Genomic DNA, 17,288 nt, shown 5'->3' on the forward strand with positions numbered 1-17,288 from the left:
CTGAATCCTGTTGCTGCAGACGCCGTTCGTTCAAATTATTCGCCGAACACATCGGTAACCCATGGAGACGATCGTCATGCCCCAGATCAACCGTCAACTCGTGCTGGCTTCGCGCCCGCAAGGCGCTGTTACGCCGGATAACTTCAAGCTCGTCGAAACGCCGCTCGCGCCGCTCGTCGACGGCGAATTCCGCGTACGCAATCACTTCCTGTCGCTCGACCCGTACATGCGCGGCCGCATGAACGACAGCAAGTCGTATGCTGCGCCGCAGCCGCTGAACGAGGTGATGATCGGCGGCACGGTGGGCGAAGTGGTGGAGTCGAAGAATCCGAAGTTCGCAGTCGGCGACAAGGTCGTTGCGATGTTCGGCTGGCAGGAGTACGGCACCTCGAACGGTGCGGGTGTGCAGAAAGTTGACGACACGCACGTGCCGCTGTCGGCGTATCTCGGCCCGGTCGGCATGCCGGGTGTGACGGCCTGGTATGGCCTGAACAGGATCATCGCGCCGAAAACGGGCGAGACGGTGGTGGTCAGCGCGGCGAGCGGCGCGGTGGGCAGCGTGGTCGGGCAACTGGCGAAGCTGGCCGGCGCGCGCGCGGTCGGCATCGCGGGCGGCGCGGACAAGTGCCGCTATGTGGTCGAGACGCTCGGCTTCGATGCCTGCGTCGACTACAAGGCCGGCAATCTGTACAAGGATCTCAAAGCCGTGACGCCGGACGGCGTCGATGGCTACTTCGAGAACGTCGGCGGCGAAGTGCTCGACGTGACGCTCGCGCGCATGAACGCGTTCGGCCGCATCGCGTTGTGCGGGTTTATCGCAGGCTACGACGGCCAGCCGCTGCCGCTCAAGCATCCGTCGCTGATGCTGACGCAGCGGCTGCTGGTGCAGGGCTTCATCGTCAGCGAGCATATGGACGTGTGGCCCGAAGCGCTCAAGCAACTCGGCACGCTGGTCGCGCAGAAGAAGCTGCAATACCGCGAGACCATCGCACAAGGGCTCGATGCGGCGCCCGAGGCGTTCATCGGTCTCCTGAAGGGCAAGAACTTCGGCAAGCAGCTCGTCAAGCTGATCTGATCTGATCTGATCGCAGCGGCAGTCGGATCACCCACGCGATATATGGCGATGGCCGCCTGCCGATAGACCCACGCCGATAAACCCAGGAGAGAAATGATGTTCGAATTCGAAGGCAAGGTGGCGGTGATTACCGGTGCGGCAAGCGGCTTCGGCCGCGCGTTTGCGGAGAAGGGCGCGTCGCTCGGCATGAAGCTCGTGCTGGCCGACGTGAATCCCGAGGCGCTTCTTCAAATCGTCGACGCATTACGCGCCGACGGCGTCGAGGTAATCGGCGTGCCGACCGACGTGTCCGACGCCGCTCAGGTCGAAGCGCTCGCGCAAGCGGCGCTCGACGCCTACGGCCGAGTGCATCTTCTGTTCAACAACGCGGGCGTGGGCTCGGGCGGCTACCTCTGGGAAAGCTCGGTGAACGACTGGGCGTGGGTGTTCAACGTCAACGTGATGGGCGTCGCGCACGGTGTGCGCGCCTTCACGCCGATCATGCTGCGGCAGAACGAACCGGCGCATATCGTCAACACGGCCTCGGTAGCGGGCTTGCTGTCGCCGCCCGCGATGGGCATCTACAACGCCTCGAAGCATGCCGTCGTGTCGTTGACGGAGACGCTTTATCACGACCTGCAACTCGCGCAAGCGGCGAAACCGGCGGGGGATGGCGAGGTTGGCTGTTCGCTGTTGTGCCCGGCCTTCGTGCCGACCGGCATCGCCGACGCGGAACGCGCGCGGCCCGCGGAACTGCGCAACGATAGCGGACCGACCCGCTCGCAGATCGCTGCCGGCAAGCAACTGCAACGCGCGGTGCAATCGGGCAAGCTGACGGCGACCGACGTCGCTGACATCACGTTCGAAGCGATCGCGGCGCGCCGTTTCTATATCGTCACGCATCCGGGCATCATGGCGACGGTGAAGCTGCGCCACGAGGATATCGAGCAGTTGCGCAACCCGACTGATCCGATGTCGCTGAAACCCGAAGTGAAGAACGCAAGCTAGGCGGCCACGGCATCATATAGCGGGTTTTTTGCAGTTCGCGCTACTGCTCGTCCCGCTGCTTACCTATTCTTTGACCCAATAACCTTCGGCGCCCACGCGCCGCCAGACGAACAATGCCGCTGAATTCGAAGATCGAGCAGGTGCTCGACATGATCGCGCGCGCGAAACGCCCGCAACTTCACGAGTCGAGCCCGCAACAGGCGCGCGCGTCCTACGAGAAAAGCGCGCCGATTCTGGAAATCGCGAGCGCACCCATGTTTTCGGTCGAAGACCTGCAAGTGCCGACGCGCGACGGCGCGACGATTCGCGCGCGTCTCTATCAACCTGTCGAGCCGAGTTGGGCCGAGCCTGCACCAGCGCTGGTGTATTACCACGGCGGCGGCTTCACGGTCGGCAGCGTCGACACGCACGATGCGTTGTGCCGGATGTTCGCGCGCGATGGCCGTTGCACGGTGCTGTCTGTCGATTACCGGCTCGCGCCCGAGTACAAATTTCCCACCGCCGTTGACGACGCGTTCGATGCCTTGACGTGGCTGCACGCGCATGCCGCGGAATATGGCGTCGATGCTAAGCGGCTGGCCGTGGGCGGCGATAGCGCGGGCGGCACGCTGGCCACAGTGTGCGCGGTGCTGGCACGCGACGTCGGCATCAAGCTCGCGCTGCAATTGTTGATTTATCCGGGTACCACGGGCTATCAGCAAACCGACTCGCACTCGCGCCTCGCCGACGGCTTCCTGCTGTCGGGCGACACGATTCAATGGTTCTTCGAGCTATACGTGCGCGATAAGAATGACCGCGACGACTGGCGTTTCGCGCCGCTCGACGGTACGCGCGGCGCGCCCGATTTCAGCGGCCTCGCGCCGGCATGGATCGCGACCGCCGAATACGATCCCTTAAGCGACGAAGGCGATGCGTATGCGGAAAAACTCCGCGCAGCGGGCAATCAGGTCACGCTGAAGCGCTACCCGGGCATGATCCACGAATTCTTCAAGATGGGCGGCTTCGTGCCCGACGTGGCGCAGGCACATCAGGATGCCGCCGCGGTATTACGGGCGGCGTTCGGCGTCGAGTAATCGCCGCTATTAGCAGCGCCTCAGGCGATCTCGCGTTCAACGTTGAAGGCAAAGCTGCGTTCGAAGTCGCCGGGTCGAACGATCCGGTGCGAACCGTTGTCGTCGCTGCGCTCGGCGGCCGCTACGCTGATCACCTCGCCGTGCGCGACCACGCGCACCGCCGTGGTGCCGCGCGTGCCGTACTCGGGCGTTTCAATAAACGCCGCCGACAGTGCCCGTTCGCGTTCGAGCGGAATGCCGGTGGACGGCAATTCGTTATCGCGCGCAAGGTGCGGATCGCGCATCAGGTCGATCAGGCGTTCGAGCGGCGGCATCGCATCGCGCGCGAGCATGGCCCCGAGTTCCGCGCGCTTTTTGACCAGCTTCGGCCAGGCGGTGTCGAGCACCGCGTTCGAGATGCCGTGCGTACCGGGTGCGAGCAGCGTGGGCGCAATGTTCGACCGGTTGCAGTACCAGCCGAGCTCGCGGCGCGTCCAGTCGCCGACGAGCAGATTGAAGCCGTTGTAGATGTCGCCGGTTCGCGCGACGTGTTGCAGATAGTCGAGCGGTGTTTCGTGCTGGCCGTTGCCCGCGCTACTGAGCCAATCGCTGACGAGCGTGCCGCGAGTCGGCGCATCGGCGCGCATTTCATGCGGCGCGCGGTAATTGGTCAGCGCGGCGAACCGGCCATCTCGCGACATGCCGAGCCACGTGCCGCCGCCCACCAGATCGCGCCCGGCCAGCACGGTCGGCGCGTCATGCCACCAGTTGATCGGCTCGGCGGTGCGTCGGAAAAATTCGTCGCGATTCGCAGCGAGCGTGAAGAGCGGTCCGTCGGCCGCATCGGGCCGCCAGTCGAAGACGATCAGGCACATCGGGTGGAGTCTCCCGGTGAAGGCAGTGGAGGAACTGATGCCATGAAAAAGCGGCGCTTGTTGCGCCGCTCGGGTTCGGGAGCTTAAACCTCAGCCGGCAACCCGTACGGCAACGCCAGGAACGTCAGCGCCGGACCTTCCGCCGCGCCCAGATGCACCGAGCCGCCTTCGAGCGCCGCCAGCTTGACCTCCACCAGCACATCGACGCCGCCCTCCGGCGCCGACGCAGCATTCACCACCATCCCGCACGGTTGGCCTGGATCGTCCGAGTGGAACAGTTCGGCACCGGCCTTGACCGTAGCCAGTTCGCCCGCCACGTTCGCGAGCGAGGTGCGCCGCTTGATCGTGCCGCGATACTGGCTGCGCGCCACCACTTCCTGACCCGGATAGCAGCCTTTGCGGAAATTGACCGCGCCGAGCACGTCGAAATTGACCATTTGCGGCACGAACTGCTCGACCACCGGCTGCGTGATGCGCGGTTCGCCGGCCCGAATGTCGAGCCAGTCCCATACCGCCGGCGACACCCGCTTGAGCTTTTCGTCGAGCAGGGGCAGGTGCGCCTCGACCGCGGCCTTCGGGCCGACCCACAAATAGCGCAGCCGGCCGAGCGCGTCCGGAACACGAATCAGCGAACCCGCAGTTCCGTCCACCTGGACATGCACGCCGTCGGGCAGCGCATCGAACACGCCGGAAAGCGCTTTGCGCACGTCGCCCGCGAGGCCCACCACCGCCAGGTCGCCGCTCGCATCGACGAGCCTGGCCTTGGCGCGCAGAACGAACATGGACAGCCGCTTTTGCACGGCGGCCTGCACGTCTTTCGACACCAGCAGGCGGATCCGGTCGCCCGTGCGCCACGTCAGGAACGACGCCAGCAGCCGGCCTTTGGCCGAGCAGTAGCCCGCCAGGCGCGCATTGGCGGCGTCGAGATGCTGGGTGTCGTTGGTCAACTGGCCGTGCAGGAAGCTCGCCGCGTCGTCGCCGGTCGCGTCGATCACGCCGAACTGCGTCAGCGGCATGTAGGCGCCTTGGTGAATGACGGCGTCGAATTCGTCAGCGGCGGGGCGTGGCAAAGCAGGAAGTCCGGCAGGCGCGGAAGCCTGTGCCGTGGCGGCGGTGCCAGTGTGAGCAACGGCGGGAGCAACTGAAGGCGTGCCTGAAGCGGTAGCGAGCGGTGTGTTCATGGATTCCGAGAACAGTCAATTCTGACTTTAGCTAAGGCAAACAAGTATTATATGAGGTCCAACCCAGCCACGTTACGCATGTCCCTTTTGAAGAAATGTTTCGCCGCCGGCTCAATCGTCGTTGTGCTGGCCGCAGCCGCAATCGCAGGCGGATATCACTGGGCCACCAGCCCACTCGATTTGACCCCCGCGCAACTCGATGTCACCGTCAAACCGCACAGCAGCTTGCGCAGCGTCACGCTGCAGCTCAACCGTGGCGGCGTCCCGGTCCAGCCTGAACTGTTCGTCATCATGACGCGCCTGCTCGGTCTGCAAGGCAATCTGAAATCAGGCAACTACGAGTTCAAGACAGGCATCACGCCGTACGAAGTGCTGCAAAAAATCGCGCTCGGCGACGTCAATGAATATGTGGCGACCATCATCGAAGGGTGGACCTTCAAGCGTATGCGCGCCGAGCTGGACGCCAATCCGGCGCTCAAGCACGATACGGCCGGCATGAGCGACGCCGATCTGATGAACGCGATCGGCGCACCGGAAGCCTCGATCGGCAACGGCGAGGGGCTGTTCTTCCCGGACACCTATCTGTTCGACAAGAACACCAGCGATCTGGACGTCTACCGCCGTGCGTACCGGCTGATGCGTGTGCGTCTCGACGAAGCGTGGATGGCCCGCGCGCCGAACCTGCCGTACAAGACGCCGTACGACGCATTGACGATGGCGTCGATCATCGAAAAGGAAACCGGCAAGCCATCGGACCGGCCAATGGTGGCGGCCGTGTTCGCGAACCGTCTGCGCGTGGGCATGCCGCTGCAAACCGATCCGACCGTGATCTACGGCATGGGGGATGGCTACACCGGCCGCATCAGGAAGAAAGACCTGCAGGCCGACACTCCCTACAATACCTACACCCGGATGGGGCTTCCGCCAACACCCATCTCGCTGCCCGGTGTCGCATCGCTGCAGGCAGCGATGAACCCGGCGCAATCCACCGCGCTGTACTTCGTATCGCGCGGCGACGGCAGCAGTATCTTTTCTGACACCCTCGGCGATCACAACAAGGCCGTGGACAAATACATTCGAGGGCAATGATGGCGCGGGGCAAATTCATCACGTTTGAGGGCATCGACGGTGCCGGCAAAACCACCCACCTGGGCTGGTTTCGCGAACGCCTCGAAGAGAAAGTCGCGAGCACCGGCCGTTCGGTCGTGATGACGCGCGAACCGGGTGGCACGCCGCTCGGCGAACAGATCCGCGAGATTGTGCTGCATCAGAAGATGGACCTCGAAACCGAGGCGCTGCTGATGTTCGCGCTGCGCCGCCAGCATCTGGCCGAAGTGATCGAGCCGGCGCTGGCGCGCGGCGACTGGGTGCTGTCCGACCGTTTCACCGACGCGACCTTTGCCTACCAGGGCGGCGGCCGCGGCCTGCCGCGCGACAAGCTGGAAACGCTGGAGCGCTGGGTGCAAGGGGGCTTTCAACCGGATCTGACGGTGCTGTTCGACCTGGATCCGGAGGTTGCCAACGAACGGCGCAGCGCCGCGCGCGATCCGGATCGTTTCGAAAGCGAGTCGGAGGCATTTTTCAAGCGCACCCGTGCCGAATATCTGCGCCGCGCGGAAGAGGCGCCATACCGGTTCGCTATCATTGACTCTTCGCAGAGCATCGCACGCATTCAGAAACAACTTGAAGAATTGATCACAGTTCTTTGATTTTAAAAGAATATAATTCTTAATTATAACGGTCACGAAGTTCGCTTAACGTCTCATCAAGCGTCGTCAACCGATTGATTTAAAAGAGAAGCGATGATCTATCCGTGGCAAGCCGATGACTGGAATCGCCTTCAGCAGTTGCGTGGGCACTGGCCGCACGCCTTGCTGCTGCATGGCCAGGCGGGGATCGGCAAGCTGCGCTTCGCGCAGCACCTGGCGCAGGGGCTCCTGTGTGAGTCTCAGCTGGCCAATGGCGAGCCCTGCGGCGCGTGTGTGGCGTGCAACTGGTTCACGCAGGGCAATCATCCGGACTATCGGATCGTCGTGCCTGAGGCGCTCGCCGCCGAAGCCGGTCTCGGTAACGCCGCAGAGGAAAAAGCCGAGAAGGCCGACGGCGACGAAGGCAAGAAAACTCGCGCGCCCAGCAAGGAGATCAAGATCGAGCAGATTCGCGGCTTGCTCGATTTCGTCGGCGTCGGCTCGCACCGTGGTGGCGCGCGCGTGGTCGTACTGTATCCCGCCGAGGGGTTGAACATCGCCGCGGCCAACGCGCTCCTGAAAACGCTCGAAGAACCGCCGGCGGGCGTGGTGTTTTTGATGGTGTCGGCGCGCATCGATCGCCTGCTGCCCACCATCATCAGCCGCTGCCGCCAATGGCCGATGACGATCCCCGCACCGGACGTGGCAACGAAGTGGCTCGCCGCACAAGGCGTCGCCGAAGCGCCTGCGCTGCTTGCCGAGGCCGGCGGTGCACCGCTCACGGCCCTTGCGCTGGCGAGCGACGAGAACCGCGCGCTGCGTGACTGGACGCTTAAGCAACTGGCCGCCGGAGCCGATTGCGACGCCTTTGCCTGTGGCGAGGCGCTGCAGAAGCTGCCGGTGCCGCTCGTGCTCGGCTGGCTGCAACGCTGGATGTACGATTTGCTGGCGCAACGCACAGCCGGCACGCCACGCTATTTTCCGCAGGCGTCGACGGCATTGACGCGCTGTGCGTCGCAAGCCGACGCCAGCGCGTTCGCGCGGTTCATGCGCACCGTGACGCGCCAGCGCGCCGTCGAGAACCATCCGCTGAACGCGCGGCTGGTGTTCGAAGAACTGTTTATCGGCTATCGCGAACTGTTCGCGTAAGTCGGTTGATGGCGGACGGTCCGGCCGGGACAGGCCCGCCTGACTGCGCCGCGCCCACCCGCGCCTCCGTCCACTGATTCATCTTCCATCTCACGTTCAAAGCACCATGAGCCTTTCTTACCGCGATGCCACGCTCGACGATCTGCCCGCGATCGTCGCTATCTACAACTCGACCGTGCCGTCGCGGCAAGTCACCGCCGATCTGGAGCCGGTGAGCATTGAAAGCCGTCTGGCGTGGTTTCACGCACACGGCCCGCACAAGCGCCCGCTGTGGGTGGTGGAAGATCCGCAGCAGTCCGGCCGCGTGATCGCGTGGTTGAGCTTCTCGGATTTCTACGGCCGCCCGGCCTATCTGCGCACTGCCGAAGTCAGCATCTATCTGGATGAGAGCGCGCGCGGCAAGGGGCTCGGCAAGCAACTGCTGGCGGCTTCACTCGAGGCGGCGCCGGCGCTCGGCATCGACACGGTGCTGGGGTTTATCTTCGGCCACAATGACGCGAGCCTGCGTCTGTTCCGCGGCTTTGGTTTCGACACGTGGGGGTCGCTCCCGCGCGTCGCGGTGCTGGACGGCGTGGAGCGCGATCTGGTGATTCTCGGCAAGCGGCTCGACGCGGCTGCCGCCTGATTTGCAGTCATATTGACAGCCAGATTCACATCAAGCTATTCATCAGCAGGACATCATCATGTTTGTCGATTCGCACTGCCATATCAACTTCGAAGGACTCGCCGACCGCCTGCCACAGGTGCTCGAGAACATGCGCAGCCACTCGGTCACGCATGCGCTGTGCGTCTCGGTCGACCTCGAGACGCTGCCATCCGTCCTCGCGATCGCCAGCCAGTACGAGAACGTGTACGCGTCGGTCGGGGTGCACCCGGATCACGAGGACATGCGCGAGCCGAGTCTCGCCGAACTGATCGAGCTGGCCGAGCATCCGAAAGTGGTCGCGATCGGCGAGACCGGCCTCGACTACTACCGCCTGGAAGGCCGCACGATTGCCGATATGGAATGGCAGCGCGAGCGCTTCCGCACGCATATCCGCGCGGCGCACGCCACGAAGAAGCCGCTGATCATTCACACGCGGTCGTCGGCGGAAGACACGCTGCGCATCATGGCCGAGGAGCGCGCGAGCGAGCCGGGCGGCGTGATGCATTGCTTCACCGAACCGTGGGCGGTGGCTGAGCAGGCGCTGGCGCAAAATTTTTACATTTCGCTGTCAGGCATCGTCACGTTCAAGAGCGCGACCGACGTGCAGGACGTCGCGCGCCGCGTGCCGCTCGATCGCTTGCTGATCGAAACCGACTCGCCGTACCTCGCGCCCGTGCCGTACCGCGGCAAGCCTAATGAACCTGCATACGTAAGTTATGTCGGACGCTTCATTGCGCAACAACGCGAGATGCCGGATACGGCGCTTGCCGCCGCGACGACACACAACTTCTTCCGGCTCTTCAAGATTCCCGCGCCCGCGGGCGTGTGATCGGTAAAGTTAATAAATATCAAATGGATAGGGAAGTTTCCTAAAGTAAAACATGACAAATTATTCGACTTCGACTGTAGCGTTTCAGGCGACTTCAGCGGTGCAAACCGCCCTCGGTTCGGCACGCCGCAGCGCGTCGCGCCTCGCGCTGACCGCCGCGCTCGCCTGCGCCGCGCTGTCTTCGCTGATCGCCGCGCCGGTTCAGGCCGCGCCGATCGATTCGCTCATCAAGTCGGTCAAATTCGACGACGTCGACGGTGTCAACAAGCTGCTCGCCAAGGGCATGGATCCGAACAGCGTCGACAACCAGGGCTTCCCGCTGCTGGTGATCGCCGCGCGCGAGAAGTCGGACAAGGTGGGCGCCGCGCTGATCGCCAATCCGAAGACCAACATCGAGATAGAGGACAAGGCCGGCGAGAACGCGATGATGATGGCCGCGCTGAACGGCGACCTTGACTTCGTCAACCTGCTGATCGCGAAGGACGCCGAAGTCAACAAGAAGGGCTGGGCGCCGCTGCACTACGCGGCCGCGAACGGCCATGACGATATCGTCAAGGTGCTGCTCGACCATTCGGCCTATGTCGACGCCGGCTCGCCGAACGGCACCACGCCGCTGATGATGGCCGCACGTGGCGGTCACGTGTCGACGGTGAAGCTCTTGCTCGACAACGGCGCGGACCTGACAGTGAAGAACCAGATCGGCCTGACCGCGCTCGATTTCGCGAAGACGTACAAGGAGCCGGACGTGGTCGAAGGACTCACCGCGCGCCTGCAGCAGATGCAACAGAAGTGAACGGTGTGAAAAACCGGAGTGCCGGCCACCGGTACGTCGCCGACCGGATTACCGGCCGCCAGAGTACCGGACCGCACAAAATTGCCTGAAGAAAGCGGCCGCCGGCATGCCTGCCGCTTCGCAAAACAGTGCAGAATGACGACTTGGCGCGTTGCGAGGCGCGCCGGTTCGATGCGGCGCAAGACCGCCTGATAAACGACCCTGGAAAGGAACACCATGCTGCGGGCTTTGATTTTCGCCAGCGCACTTGCCGCACCGCTATCGGCATTTGCGTTTACGGGGGGCGACCTCAACAAGCTGTGCACCAAGACCGATGTGGCATCGCGTAGCGCGTGTGCCGCGTATATCGAGGGCGCCGCCGACGGCATCTTCAATACGATCGACGCGATCGGCGGCACTACCGGGCCGCGCGTCGGCCAGTACTTCTGCCTCCCGCCGGATGCGCGTTCGGCGCAACTCACCGACGCGGTACGCAAGTACATCGCCGAGAATCCGATCGTCGCGGGCTATAACGCCAGCACGGCGATCTCGCTGGGGCTCGGCAAGGCATTTCCTTGCAAGAGCGGCAATTAATGGTGGTTGGTCTGACATTCGATGTGAATCGCGGCTGACCCCTACGCCGCGTGCCTGTTTTCATGCCGGCTCAACGCCGGCTGCCCGCTTCTGGACGCTGCCAATTCTCGACGACCTCAGCAGTGTCGCCGAAGCCCCGCTACATTTCAGTTATCAGCGATGCGCCGGTCAGATGCAACTGATCGCGCGCTAACGCGGTCGAACTGTCCATCTGATCCACGAACCTGGCGCGGTTTTGTCTTTCCGGCCTGCTTTACCGGCTGGATTTCGCTGAAGCGTGCTAATGCCTAAGCAGGCGAAGCGTTTGCAGCACACGGGCCGCGCCGTGCGAATCAAGGAGGACGACCAACATGGGCCGACTGATCGTCGTGTCGAATCGTGTCGCAACGCCGACGGAAACCAAAGGATCGGCGGGTGGCCTCGCGGTCGGCGTGTTCGGCGCGCTGAAGGACGCGGGGGGCGTGTGGTTCGGCTGGAGCGGCGACGTGGTGAGCGAGACCGTTGCCAACGCCGGCCCGACGCTCGAGCAGGACGGCGTGGTGACCTTCGCGACCGTCGGACTCACGCGCAAGGATTACGACCAGTACTACCGCGGTTTTTCAAACGCGACGCTATGGCCGGTGTTCCACTACCGCAACGACCTCGCGCGCTACGAGCGCGACGAGTATGCGGGCTACCGGCGTGTCAACGCATGGCTCGCACACAAGCTGATCAAGCTGCTCGAACCCGACGACGTGATCTGGATTCATGACTACCATCTGATCCCGTTCGCCGAAGCGTTGCGTTCCGAAGGCGTCACGAACCGCATTGGTTTCTTCCTGCACATTCCGTTTCCCGCACCGCAGATTCTGCTCAACATTCCACCGCACGAAGAGCTGGTGAAATCGCTGTCGTGCTACGACCTGCTGGGGTTCCAGACTGCAACCGATGAACTCGCTTTCCACGACTACGTGACGCGCCACGCGCGCGGCACTGTCACCGAGGGCAATCACGTCGAAGCCTTCGGCCGCAAGCTGCGCACGGGTGTCTATCGGATTGGCGTATTCCCCGACGAAATCGCCGAACAGGCCAAACGCTACGAAAGCCGCCAGCACGTGCTCGACCTGAAGCAGAGTCTGGAAGGCCGCAAGCTGATCATGAGCGTCGACCGGCTCGATTATTCGAAAGGGCTCGTTGAACGTTTTCGCGCCTTCGAGCAATTGCTGGAACGCTCGCCGGAATGGCGCGGCAATGTCACGCTAGTGCAGATCGCGCCGCCGACCCGGTCGGACGTCGCCACCTACCAGAAGATCCGCCAGGACCTGGAATACGAAGCGGGGCGCATCAACGGCCGTTATTCGGGCCTCGATTACACGCCGATCCGCTATCTGAATCAGCAGTACGACCGCTGGAAGCTGATGTCGCTGTTTCGTGAGTCGCAGATCGGTTTTGTCACGCCGTTGCATGACGGCATGAACCTCGTCGCGAAGGAGTATGTCGCCGCGCAAAATCCGGAAGATCCCGGCGTGTTAGTGTTATCGATTTTCGCTGGCGCGGCGGCGGAGTTGACCGGCGCGCTGCTAGTCAATCCGCATGATGCGATTGGCATGTGCGAAGCCTTGCAGCGCGCGCTGCAAATGCCGCTCGATGCGCGCCAGCGGCGTCATGAGATCAACATGGCGGCGCTGCGCAAGAACGATCTCGGCGTGTGGCGCGACACCTTCCTGAACGATTTGCGCAACGTGCCCGTGCAGAAGCCGGGCAAGGGCGGCGGGCATAACTAATGATGGGCTTTAACGAAGTTGTTTTACCGGGCGTCCGAAGGCGCGCGTCGGTTCGGAAGGTGGCCGCATGCTGAGGACCTTGGCTATCGCAGGGTATCGGTCGCTACGCGAGTTGATCGTGCCGCTCGGGCAGTTGAATGTCATTACGGGTGCGAATGGCAGCGGGAAATCGAGCGTGTATCGCTCGCTGCGGTTGCTGGCTGAGACCGCGCGCGGCGGTGTGATTACGTCGCTCGCGCGCGAAGGTGGTTTGCAATCCACGTTGTGGGCTGGGCCTGAACGGTTCTCGCGCGCGGTGCTGGCCGGCGAGATGCCGGTCGAGGGCACGCGCCGCAAAGAACCGGTGAGTTTGCGGCTCGGCTTTTCCGGCGATGAATTCGGTTATGCGATTGATCTCGGTCTGCCGCCGCTTGATAGGGCCACCCGGTTCCCGCTCGACCCCACGATCAAGCGCGAGTGCATCTGGAGCGGTCCCGTGCTGCGGCCATCGGCCTTGTTGGTCGACCGGCACGGCGCGGCACTGCGCACGCGTGACGAGCAGGGCGACTGGCAAACCATTCCCCAACCCGTCGCCAGTTTCGACAGCATGATGACGGAGTTCTCCGACCCGCGGACCGCCCCCGAGATGATCACGGTGCGCGAGCAGATTCGCTCGTGGCGCTTCTACGACCACTTCCGCACGGATGCCGAAGCAGCCGCGCGTCTACCGCAGATCGGCACGCACACGCCGGTGCTCTCGAACGACGGCGCGGACCTCGCCGCGGCCTTGCAAACCATTCGCGAAATCGGCGATCCGGTTGCGCTCGACGCCGCCATCGACGACGCCTTCCCGGGTTCGCACCTCGACATCGCGACTCAGGATGGCCGCTTCGAGGTGTCGATGCAGCAACACGGCTTGCTGCGGCCGCTGAAGGGCGCGGAACTGTCGGACGGCACCTTGCGTTACCTGTTGCTCGTGGCCGCGCTGTTGACGCCGCGTCCACCCGCGCTGCTCGTGCTGAACGAACCGGAGACGAGCTTGCATCCGGACCTGCTGCCGGCGCTGGCGCGCCTGATCGCGCGGGCGTCCACGCATTCCCAGGTGCTGGTGGTGTCGCACGCGGCGCGTTTGATCGCGGCGCTCGAACGTGAAAATGGCAGCCAGTCGATCGTGCTCGAAAAGCACTTCGGCGCCACGCGCATCGCCGATGCGGACGATCGGGACCTGCCGGCCTGGAAATGGCCGGCGCGATGACCGCAGGGCAGCGGATAACAGACACGACACCGGATGTAAGCTGAATGTAACAGCGCGCAGCAATTGCAAGTCCAAGGGCTTTTTGTCGCGCCCTGATGAATAATGCTTTGATGCGGATGGTGCAGGCGGACGCGCGGCGTTCGCCGCATTGATGGAGAAGGACCGGCGCTGCCATACTCAGCGCCGCTGACGTGCACCGCCATTGGCGCAAGCCGTCAGTTCACGGAGACAAAATATGAAAATTGCGCAGATCGCCCCCTTGACCGAATCGGTGCCGCCGAAGCTATACGGCGGCACGGAGCGCGTCGTGTCCTACATCACAGAGGCGCTGGTCGAACTTGGCCACGACGTGACGCTGTTCGCGAGTGGCGACTCCGTCACCAGCGCAAAGCTCGAACCCGTCTGGCCGCGTGCGTTGCGTCTGGACCCGGGTATCCGCGACCGCATCGCGCCGCATATGCTGTTGATGGAACTGGTGCGCCGCCAGGCCGAAAACTTCGACGTGCTGCATTTTCACCTCGACTATTACTCGTTTTCGGTCTTCAAGCGCCAGGACACACCCTTCGTCACGACCATGCATGGTCGTCTCGACTTGCCCGAGCAACAGCCGGTGTTCGACACCTTCAACACCGCGCCGGTGATCTCGATTTCGAATGCGCAGCGTCATCCGTTGCCGCAGGCCAAGTGGCTCACCACCGTCTATCACGGTCTGCCGGAGCAGCTCTATACGCCGCAGCCGGTCGAGCAGAAGTACCTCGCGTTTCTCGGCCGTATCTCGCCGGAAAAGCGGGTCGATATTGCGATCCGGATTGCCGGGCGCTGCGGGATGCCGATTCGTATCGCCGCGAAAGTAGATTCCGCCGACCGCGAATACTTCGAGCGCGAAATCCGGCCATTGCTGGACTTGCCGTATGTCGAATTCATCGGCGAAATCGCGGATCACCAGAAGGCTGAGTTTCTATCTGGCGCGCATGCGCTGCTCTTCCCGATCGACTGGCCGGAGCCGTTCGGCCTGGTGATGATTGAAGCCATGGCGTGTGGCACACCGGTGATCGCGTTCAATCGCGGTTCGGTGCCGGAAGTGCTGGAAGAGGGCGTGACGGGCTTTATCGTCGAAGACGAGATCGGCGCCGTGGCTGCGGTCAATCGCCTGCATAAGGTGCCGCGGGCGGGCGTGCGGCAACGCTTCGAGGAGCGTTTCACATCGCACCGGATGGCGCAGCAGTATGTTGATGCGTATCAGTCGGTGATTCGCGCGCAGAAGCGTTCGCGCTTCAAGGTGATCGATACGTCGGGAAGCTGAGCGGCCTAAAGCCGCTCACGCGGCAGTCTGAAAAAGAACGGCGACGTGCACTGCGCATCGCCGTTTTTTTATTGCCACCGTGCTCGGGACCGGTAAATGGATCGCGCGCCTAGATCTTCAGGCGCGATACCTTGGTACCCTGCAGCGAGATATCCGCCATCAGGCCGGTATTGGTCAGCACGAATACTTCGACCGGAGCCGTCGCTGTGGTTGTGTCGATCGCGCCGTTGGCGCCCATCTTCACCAGCGCGACGGAGGCGTCGCCGCCCGCCGACCAGCCGTCGGCATTGCGGAATGAGTCGAGCGAGTCCTGCGTCATGAACAGGAAGACGATGGCCTTCGACTGCGCGCCTGCCGTCAGACCGAACGAGCCGGAAATCGTGCTGTAGTAACCCACCGAGCTGCCGCCTACGCGCAGCGCACCTTCGCCATACTGGCCGCCAACGATGAAACCCGCTTGCAGGACCGACGGGAACACCAGTACGCCGCGGGCCTTGGATACGAGTTCGCGCGAACCCTTCACGGTCGTGAACAGGCGCGACATGGTGCCGTCGACGCTGGCGTCGATCGACTGGCGTTTGGATGCATCAGTGGAGGGTGTGCTTGGGCTGCTGCCGTTGGTTGTACAACCAGCGAGTGCAAGGCCTCCGAAAGCGAGCGCAGCGGTAGTCTTCAGCATGAAGTTTCGTCTTTGCATCGTTTTTCTCCATCATGGTTCCTGGGCGCAACCTCAAGTGGTGTTGCCGGGTTGCCTTTCAGTTATATCACACGCAAGCGTATAAGAAGCGCTTCGCCGTTCGGCGAAAAGCCTTGCGTGGCGGGGGTTTCGAGCATCGCACGGCGTGACGATGTAATTTTGACCGACCGCATCGGAGCGTAAAAAGACGCTGGTGTAGCGCGCTCGAATGGGCTTTCGATGAATCATGCCTGGCATGGGCCGGCGTGTCGTTGGCGGGGCTGAAACCGTATCAGGTGCCCGTTTTTACCGATTTTTCGCGTTCACGATTCTCATTGAAATCGAACTGAACGTGCTGTCATGGCGCCGTACCGCGTCCTCACCCATGGTTCGCGGGACTTTTGACCGGCGGCCGCCGCAAGGCACGGCGAATCATCCCGATCAACACGCCAATCAGGAACAGCGTGACGGCCGGCACGATCCAGTAGCCGACGAACGCGTGCCAGAGGTAAGCCATCAGCGTAGAGCGGCGCACGGTGTATTCGTTGCGGGCATCCTGCTGGCGCGGTGCATTGGCGGCCAGCACATCGGCCGGGCAGCCGGCGGCTTGCGCCTCGTCGGGCTTGCCATGGCAGCGCGCGGGCGCACCGGCGGCGCGTTGTGCGTCGGTGAAATTCCAGGTGGTCAGTTCGCGGTCGAGGTCGACGGCGTTATACGCCATTTCTTCCCGGATCTCACTGACCGCAACGATCGCCACGGGCACGGCCCAGAATACGATGACGACCAGCCACCGCCTCAACCAGCGGTTTTTATGCTTCGATACCATCCTTGCCTCCGATCGATGCTCTGCAGCACCAACGACAAGATGGCGGCCCGTCTAATGTTGTATATGGGGGTGGGCCGTCTCCGCAGCCATCATAGAAGAAAAACGGCGCGTTCGCGCGGACGGACTGCGAAGCGATGTGTCGAGCAAGGGCGGTTGCGGGGGAGACGAACTGCCGGGGAGAGCGGAAGAAAGCGCAGGAGTCGGGACAGAAGAAAGGCAGCAGCCGCGCCGGAAAATGACGCGGCCCTGTTCGAGCAACACGCGGCGAAACGCGCGGCGTGCGGGCCGCGCCGATCGCCTCGCGTTTTAGTTGGCTGGCGCGGACGACAGGCAGGTCTTCATGAAGGCCTTGCGGTCGTCGCCTTTCTTGCCGGTGGCTTGCGTGTTGCACGCCTTCATCTTGTCCTGCTGGCTCATCGGCGCTGAGGCGGCGACCGGCTTGGCGGACAGGCAGGTCTGCATGAAGGCCTTGCGGTCGTCGCCTTTCTTGTCGCCGGCCTGCTTGTTACAGTCGGCCATTTTCGTTTGCTGGCTGTTCTGCGCGAACACCGGCGAAACGAGGACAGCACCCAGCACCAGCGTAGCGATAGCGGATTGGATTTTCATGTGACACTCCATCGGTGGTGAAAACGTTTTTG

General features: G+C 63.2%; 18 protein-coding genes. 13 read left to right on the top strand and 5 right to left on the bottom strand.

Features of this window, described 5'->3' with window-relative positions; translation table 11 throughout:
• Nucleotides 1-76 precede the first annotated feature (76 nt).
• The 3 genes from KHO31_RS06570 to KHO31_RS06580 all read left to right on the top strand — a co-directional run bounded on the left by KHO31_RS06570 (nt 77) and on the right by KHO31_RS06580 (nt 3,135).
• Nucleotides 77-1,075: an NADP-dependent oxidoreductase gene (locus KHO31_RS06570; protein WP_201086062.1), complete on the top strand. Its 999-nt coding sequence runs from the start codon at nt 77-79 to the stop codon at nt 1,073-1,075.
• A gap of 96 nt (nt 1,076-1,171) precedes the next feature.
• Complete coding sequence (locus KHO31_RS06575) at nt 1,172-2,062, top strand: SDR family oxidoreductase (protein ID WP_201079426.1); 891 nt, start codon at nt 1,172-1,174, stop codon at nt 2,060-2,062.
• 113 nt (nt 2,063-2,175) lie between these two features.
• Nucleotides 2,176-3,135 (top strand): alpha/beta hydrolase, encoded by a 960-nt coding sequence (locus KHO31_RS06580; RefSeq protein WP_201079376.1) that lies wholly within the window; start codon nt 2,176-2,178, stop codon nt 3,133-3,135.
• A 20-nt stretch (nt 3,136-3,155) separates the two neighbouring features.
• Here KHO31_RS06580 and KHO31_RS06585 read toward each other — a convergent pair whose 3' ends face one another.
• Both KHO31_RS06585 and ygfZ read right to left on the bottom strand, forming a co-directional pair.
• Nucleotides 3,156-3,989: an NRDE family protein gene (locus KHO31_RS06585; RefSeq protein WP_201079374.1), complete on the bottom strand. Its 834-nt coding sequence runs from the start codon at nt 3,987-3,989 to the stop codon at nt 3,156-3,158.
• 83 nt (nt 3,990-4,072) lie between these two features.
• Nucleotides 4,073-5,170: a CAF17-like 4Fe-4S cluster assembly/insertion protein YgfZ gene (gene ygfZ / locus KHO31_RS06590; protein WP_201079372.1), complete on the bottom strand. Its 1,098-nt coding sequence runs from the start codon at nt 5,168-5,170 to the stop codon at nt 4,073-4,075.
• Between the two features lie 78 nt (nt 5,171-5,248).
• Between ygfZ and mltG the strand changes: the two genes are divergently transcribed.
• The 10 genes from mltG (at nt 5,249) to KHO31_RS06640 (ending at nt 15,148) form a co-directional block, all read left to right on the top strand.
• Nucleotides 5,249-6,259, top strand: a complete 1,011-nt coding sequence (mltG, locus tag KHO31_RS06595) for an endolytic transglycosylase MltG (protein ID WP_201079370.1) — start codon at nt 5,249-5,251, stop codon at nt 6,257-6,259.
• Complete coding sequence (gene tmk, locus KHO31_RS06600; RefSeq protein WP_201079424.1) at nt 6,259-6,879, top strand: dTMP kinase; 621 nt, start codon at nt 6,259-6,261, stop codon at nt 6,877-6,879. The genes mltG and tmk overlap by 1 nt, the downstream gene beginning before the upstream one ends.
• Nucleotides 6,880-6,972: 93 nt before the next feature.
• Nucleotides 6,973-8,007, top strand: a complete 1,035-nt coding sequence (locus KHO31_RS06605) for a DNA polymerase III subunit delta' (RefSeq protein WP_201079368.1) — start codon at nt 6,973-6,975, stop codon at nt 8,005-8,007.
• A 106-nt stretch (nt 8,008-8,113) separates the two neighbouring features.
• Nucleotides 8,114-8,632, top strand: a complete 519-nt coding sequence (locus KHO31_RS06610; protein WP_201079366.1) for a GNAT family N-acetyltransferase — start codon at nt 8,114-8,116, stop codon at nt 8,630-8,632.
• A 58-nt stretch (nt 8,633-8,690) separates the two neighbouring features.
• A complete protein-coding gene (locus KHO31_RS06615; protein ID WP_201079364.1) occupies nt 8,691-9,482 on the top strand; it encodes a TatD family hydrolase in 792 nt (263 codons plus the stop codon).
• Between the two features lie 52 nt (nt 9,483-9,534).
• Entirely contained in the window at nt 9,535-10,275 is a 741-nt protein-coding gene (locus KHO31_RS06620) for an ankyrin repeat domain-containing protein (protein ID WP_201079363.1), read from the top strand.
• 216 nt (nt 10,276-10,491) lie between these two features.
• Nucleotides 10,492-10,848, top strand: a complete 357-nt coding sequence (locus KHO31_RS06625; RefSeq protein WP_201079362.1) for a Rap1a/Tai family immunity protein — start codon at nt 10,492-10,494, stop codon at nt 10,846-10,848.
• Between the two features lie 350 nt (nt 10,849-11,198).
• Complete coding sequence (otsA, locus tag KHO31_RS06630; protein ID WP_211622917.1) at nt 11,199-12,611, top strand: alpha,alpha-trehalose-phosphate synthase (UDP-forming); 1,413 nt, start codon at nt 11,199-11,201, stop codon at nt 12,609-12,611.
• A gap of 67 nt (nt 12,612-12,678) precedes the next feature.
• Nucleotides 12,679-13,845, top strand: coding sequence for an AAA family ATPase (locus KHO31_RS06635; protein WP_201079360.1), 1,167 nt, complete (start codon nt 12,679-12,681; stop codon nt 13,843-13,845).
• Nucleotides 13,846-14,080: 235 nt separating this feature from the next.
• Nucleotides 14,081-15,148 carry a glycosyltransferase family 4 protein gene (locus tag KHO31_RS06640; protein WP_201079359.1) on the top strand — a complete coding sequence of 356 codons (1,068 nt, stop codon included), beginning with the start codon at nt 14,081-14,083 and terminating at the stop codon, nt 15,146-15,148.
• A gap of 109 nt (nt 15,149-15,257) precedes the next feature.
• Here the strand turns inward: KHO31_RS06640 and KHO31_RS06645 are convergent, their stop codons facing one another.
• From KHO31_RS06645 to KHO31_RS06655, 3 genes are all read right to left on the bottom strand, one after another.
• The gene (locus KHO31_RS06645; protein WP_201079358.1) at nt 15,258-15,845 is read right to left on the bottom strand and encodes a BPSL1445 family SYLF domain-containing lipoprotein; all 588 of its coding nucleotides are present in this window, start codon (nt 15,843-15,845) and stop codon (nt 15,258-15,260) included.
• A 358-nt stretch (nt 15,846-16,203) separates the two neighbouring features.
• The gene (locus KHO31_RS06650) at nt 16,204-16,650 is read right to left on the bottom strand and encodes a hypothetical protein (RefSeq protein ID WP_201079357.1); all 447 of its coding nucleotides are present in this window, start codon (nt 16,648-16,650) and stop codon (nt 16,204-16,206) included.
• Between the two features lie 306 nt (nt 16,651-16,956).
• The gene (locus KHO31_RS06655) at nt 16,957-17,256 is read right to left on the bottom strand and encodes a PsiF family protein (RefSeq protein ID WP_201079356.1); all 300 of its coding nucleotides are present in this window, start codon (nt 17,254-17,256) and stop codon (nt 16,957-16,959) included.
• Nucleotides 17,257-17,288 lie beyond the last annotated feature (32 nt).

It is taken from the genome of Paraburkholderia domus (assembly GCF_905220705.1).
Taxonomy (GTDB): Bacteria; Pseudomonadota; Gammaproteobacteria; order Burkholderiales; family Burkholderiaceae; genus Paraburkholderia; species Paraburkholderia domus.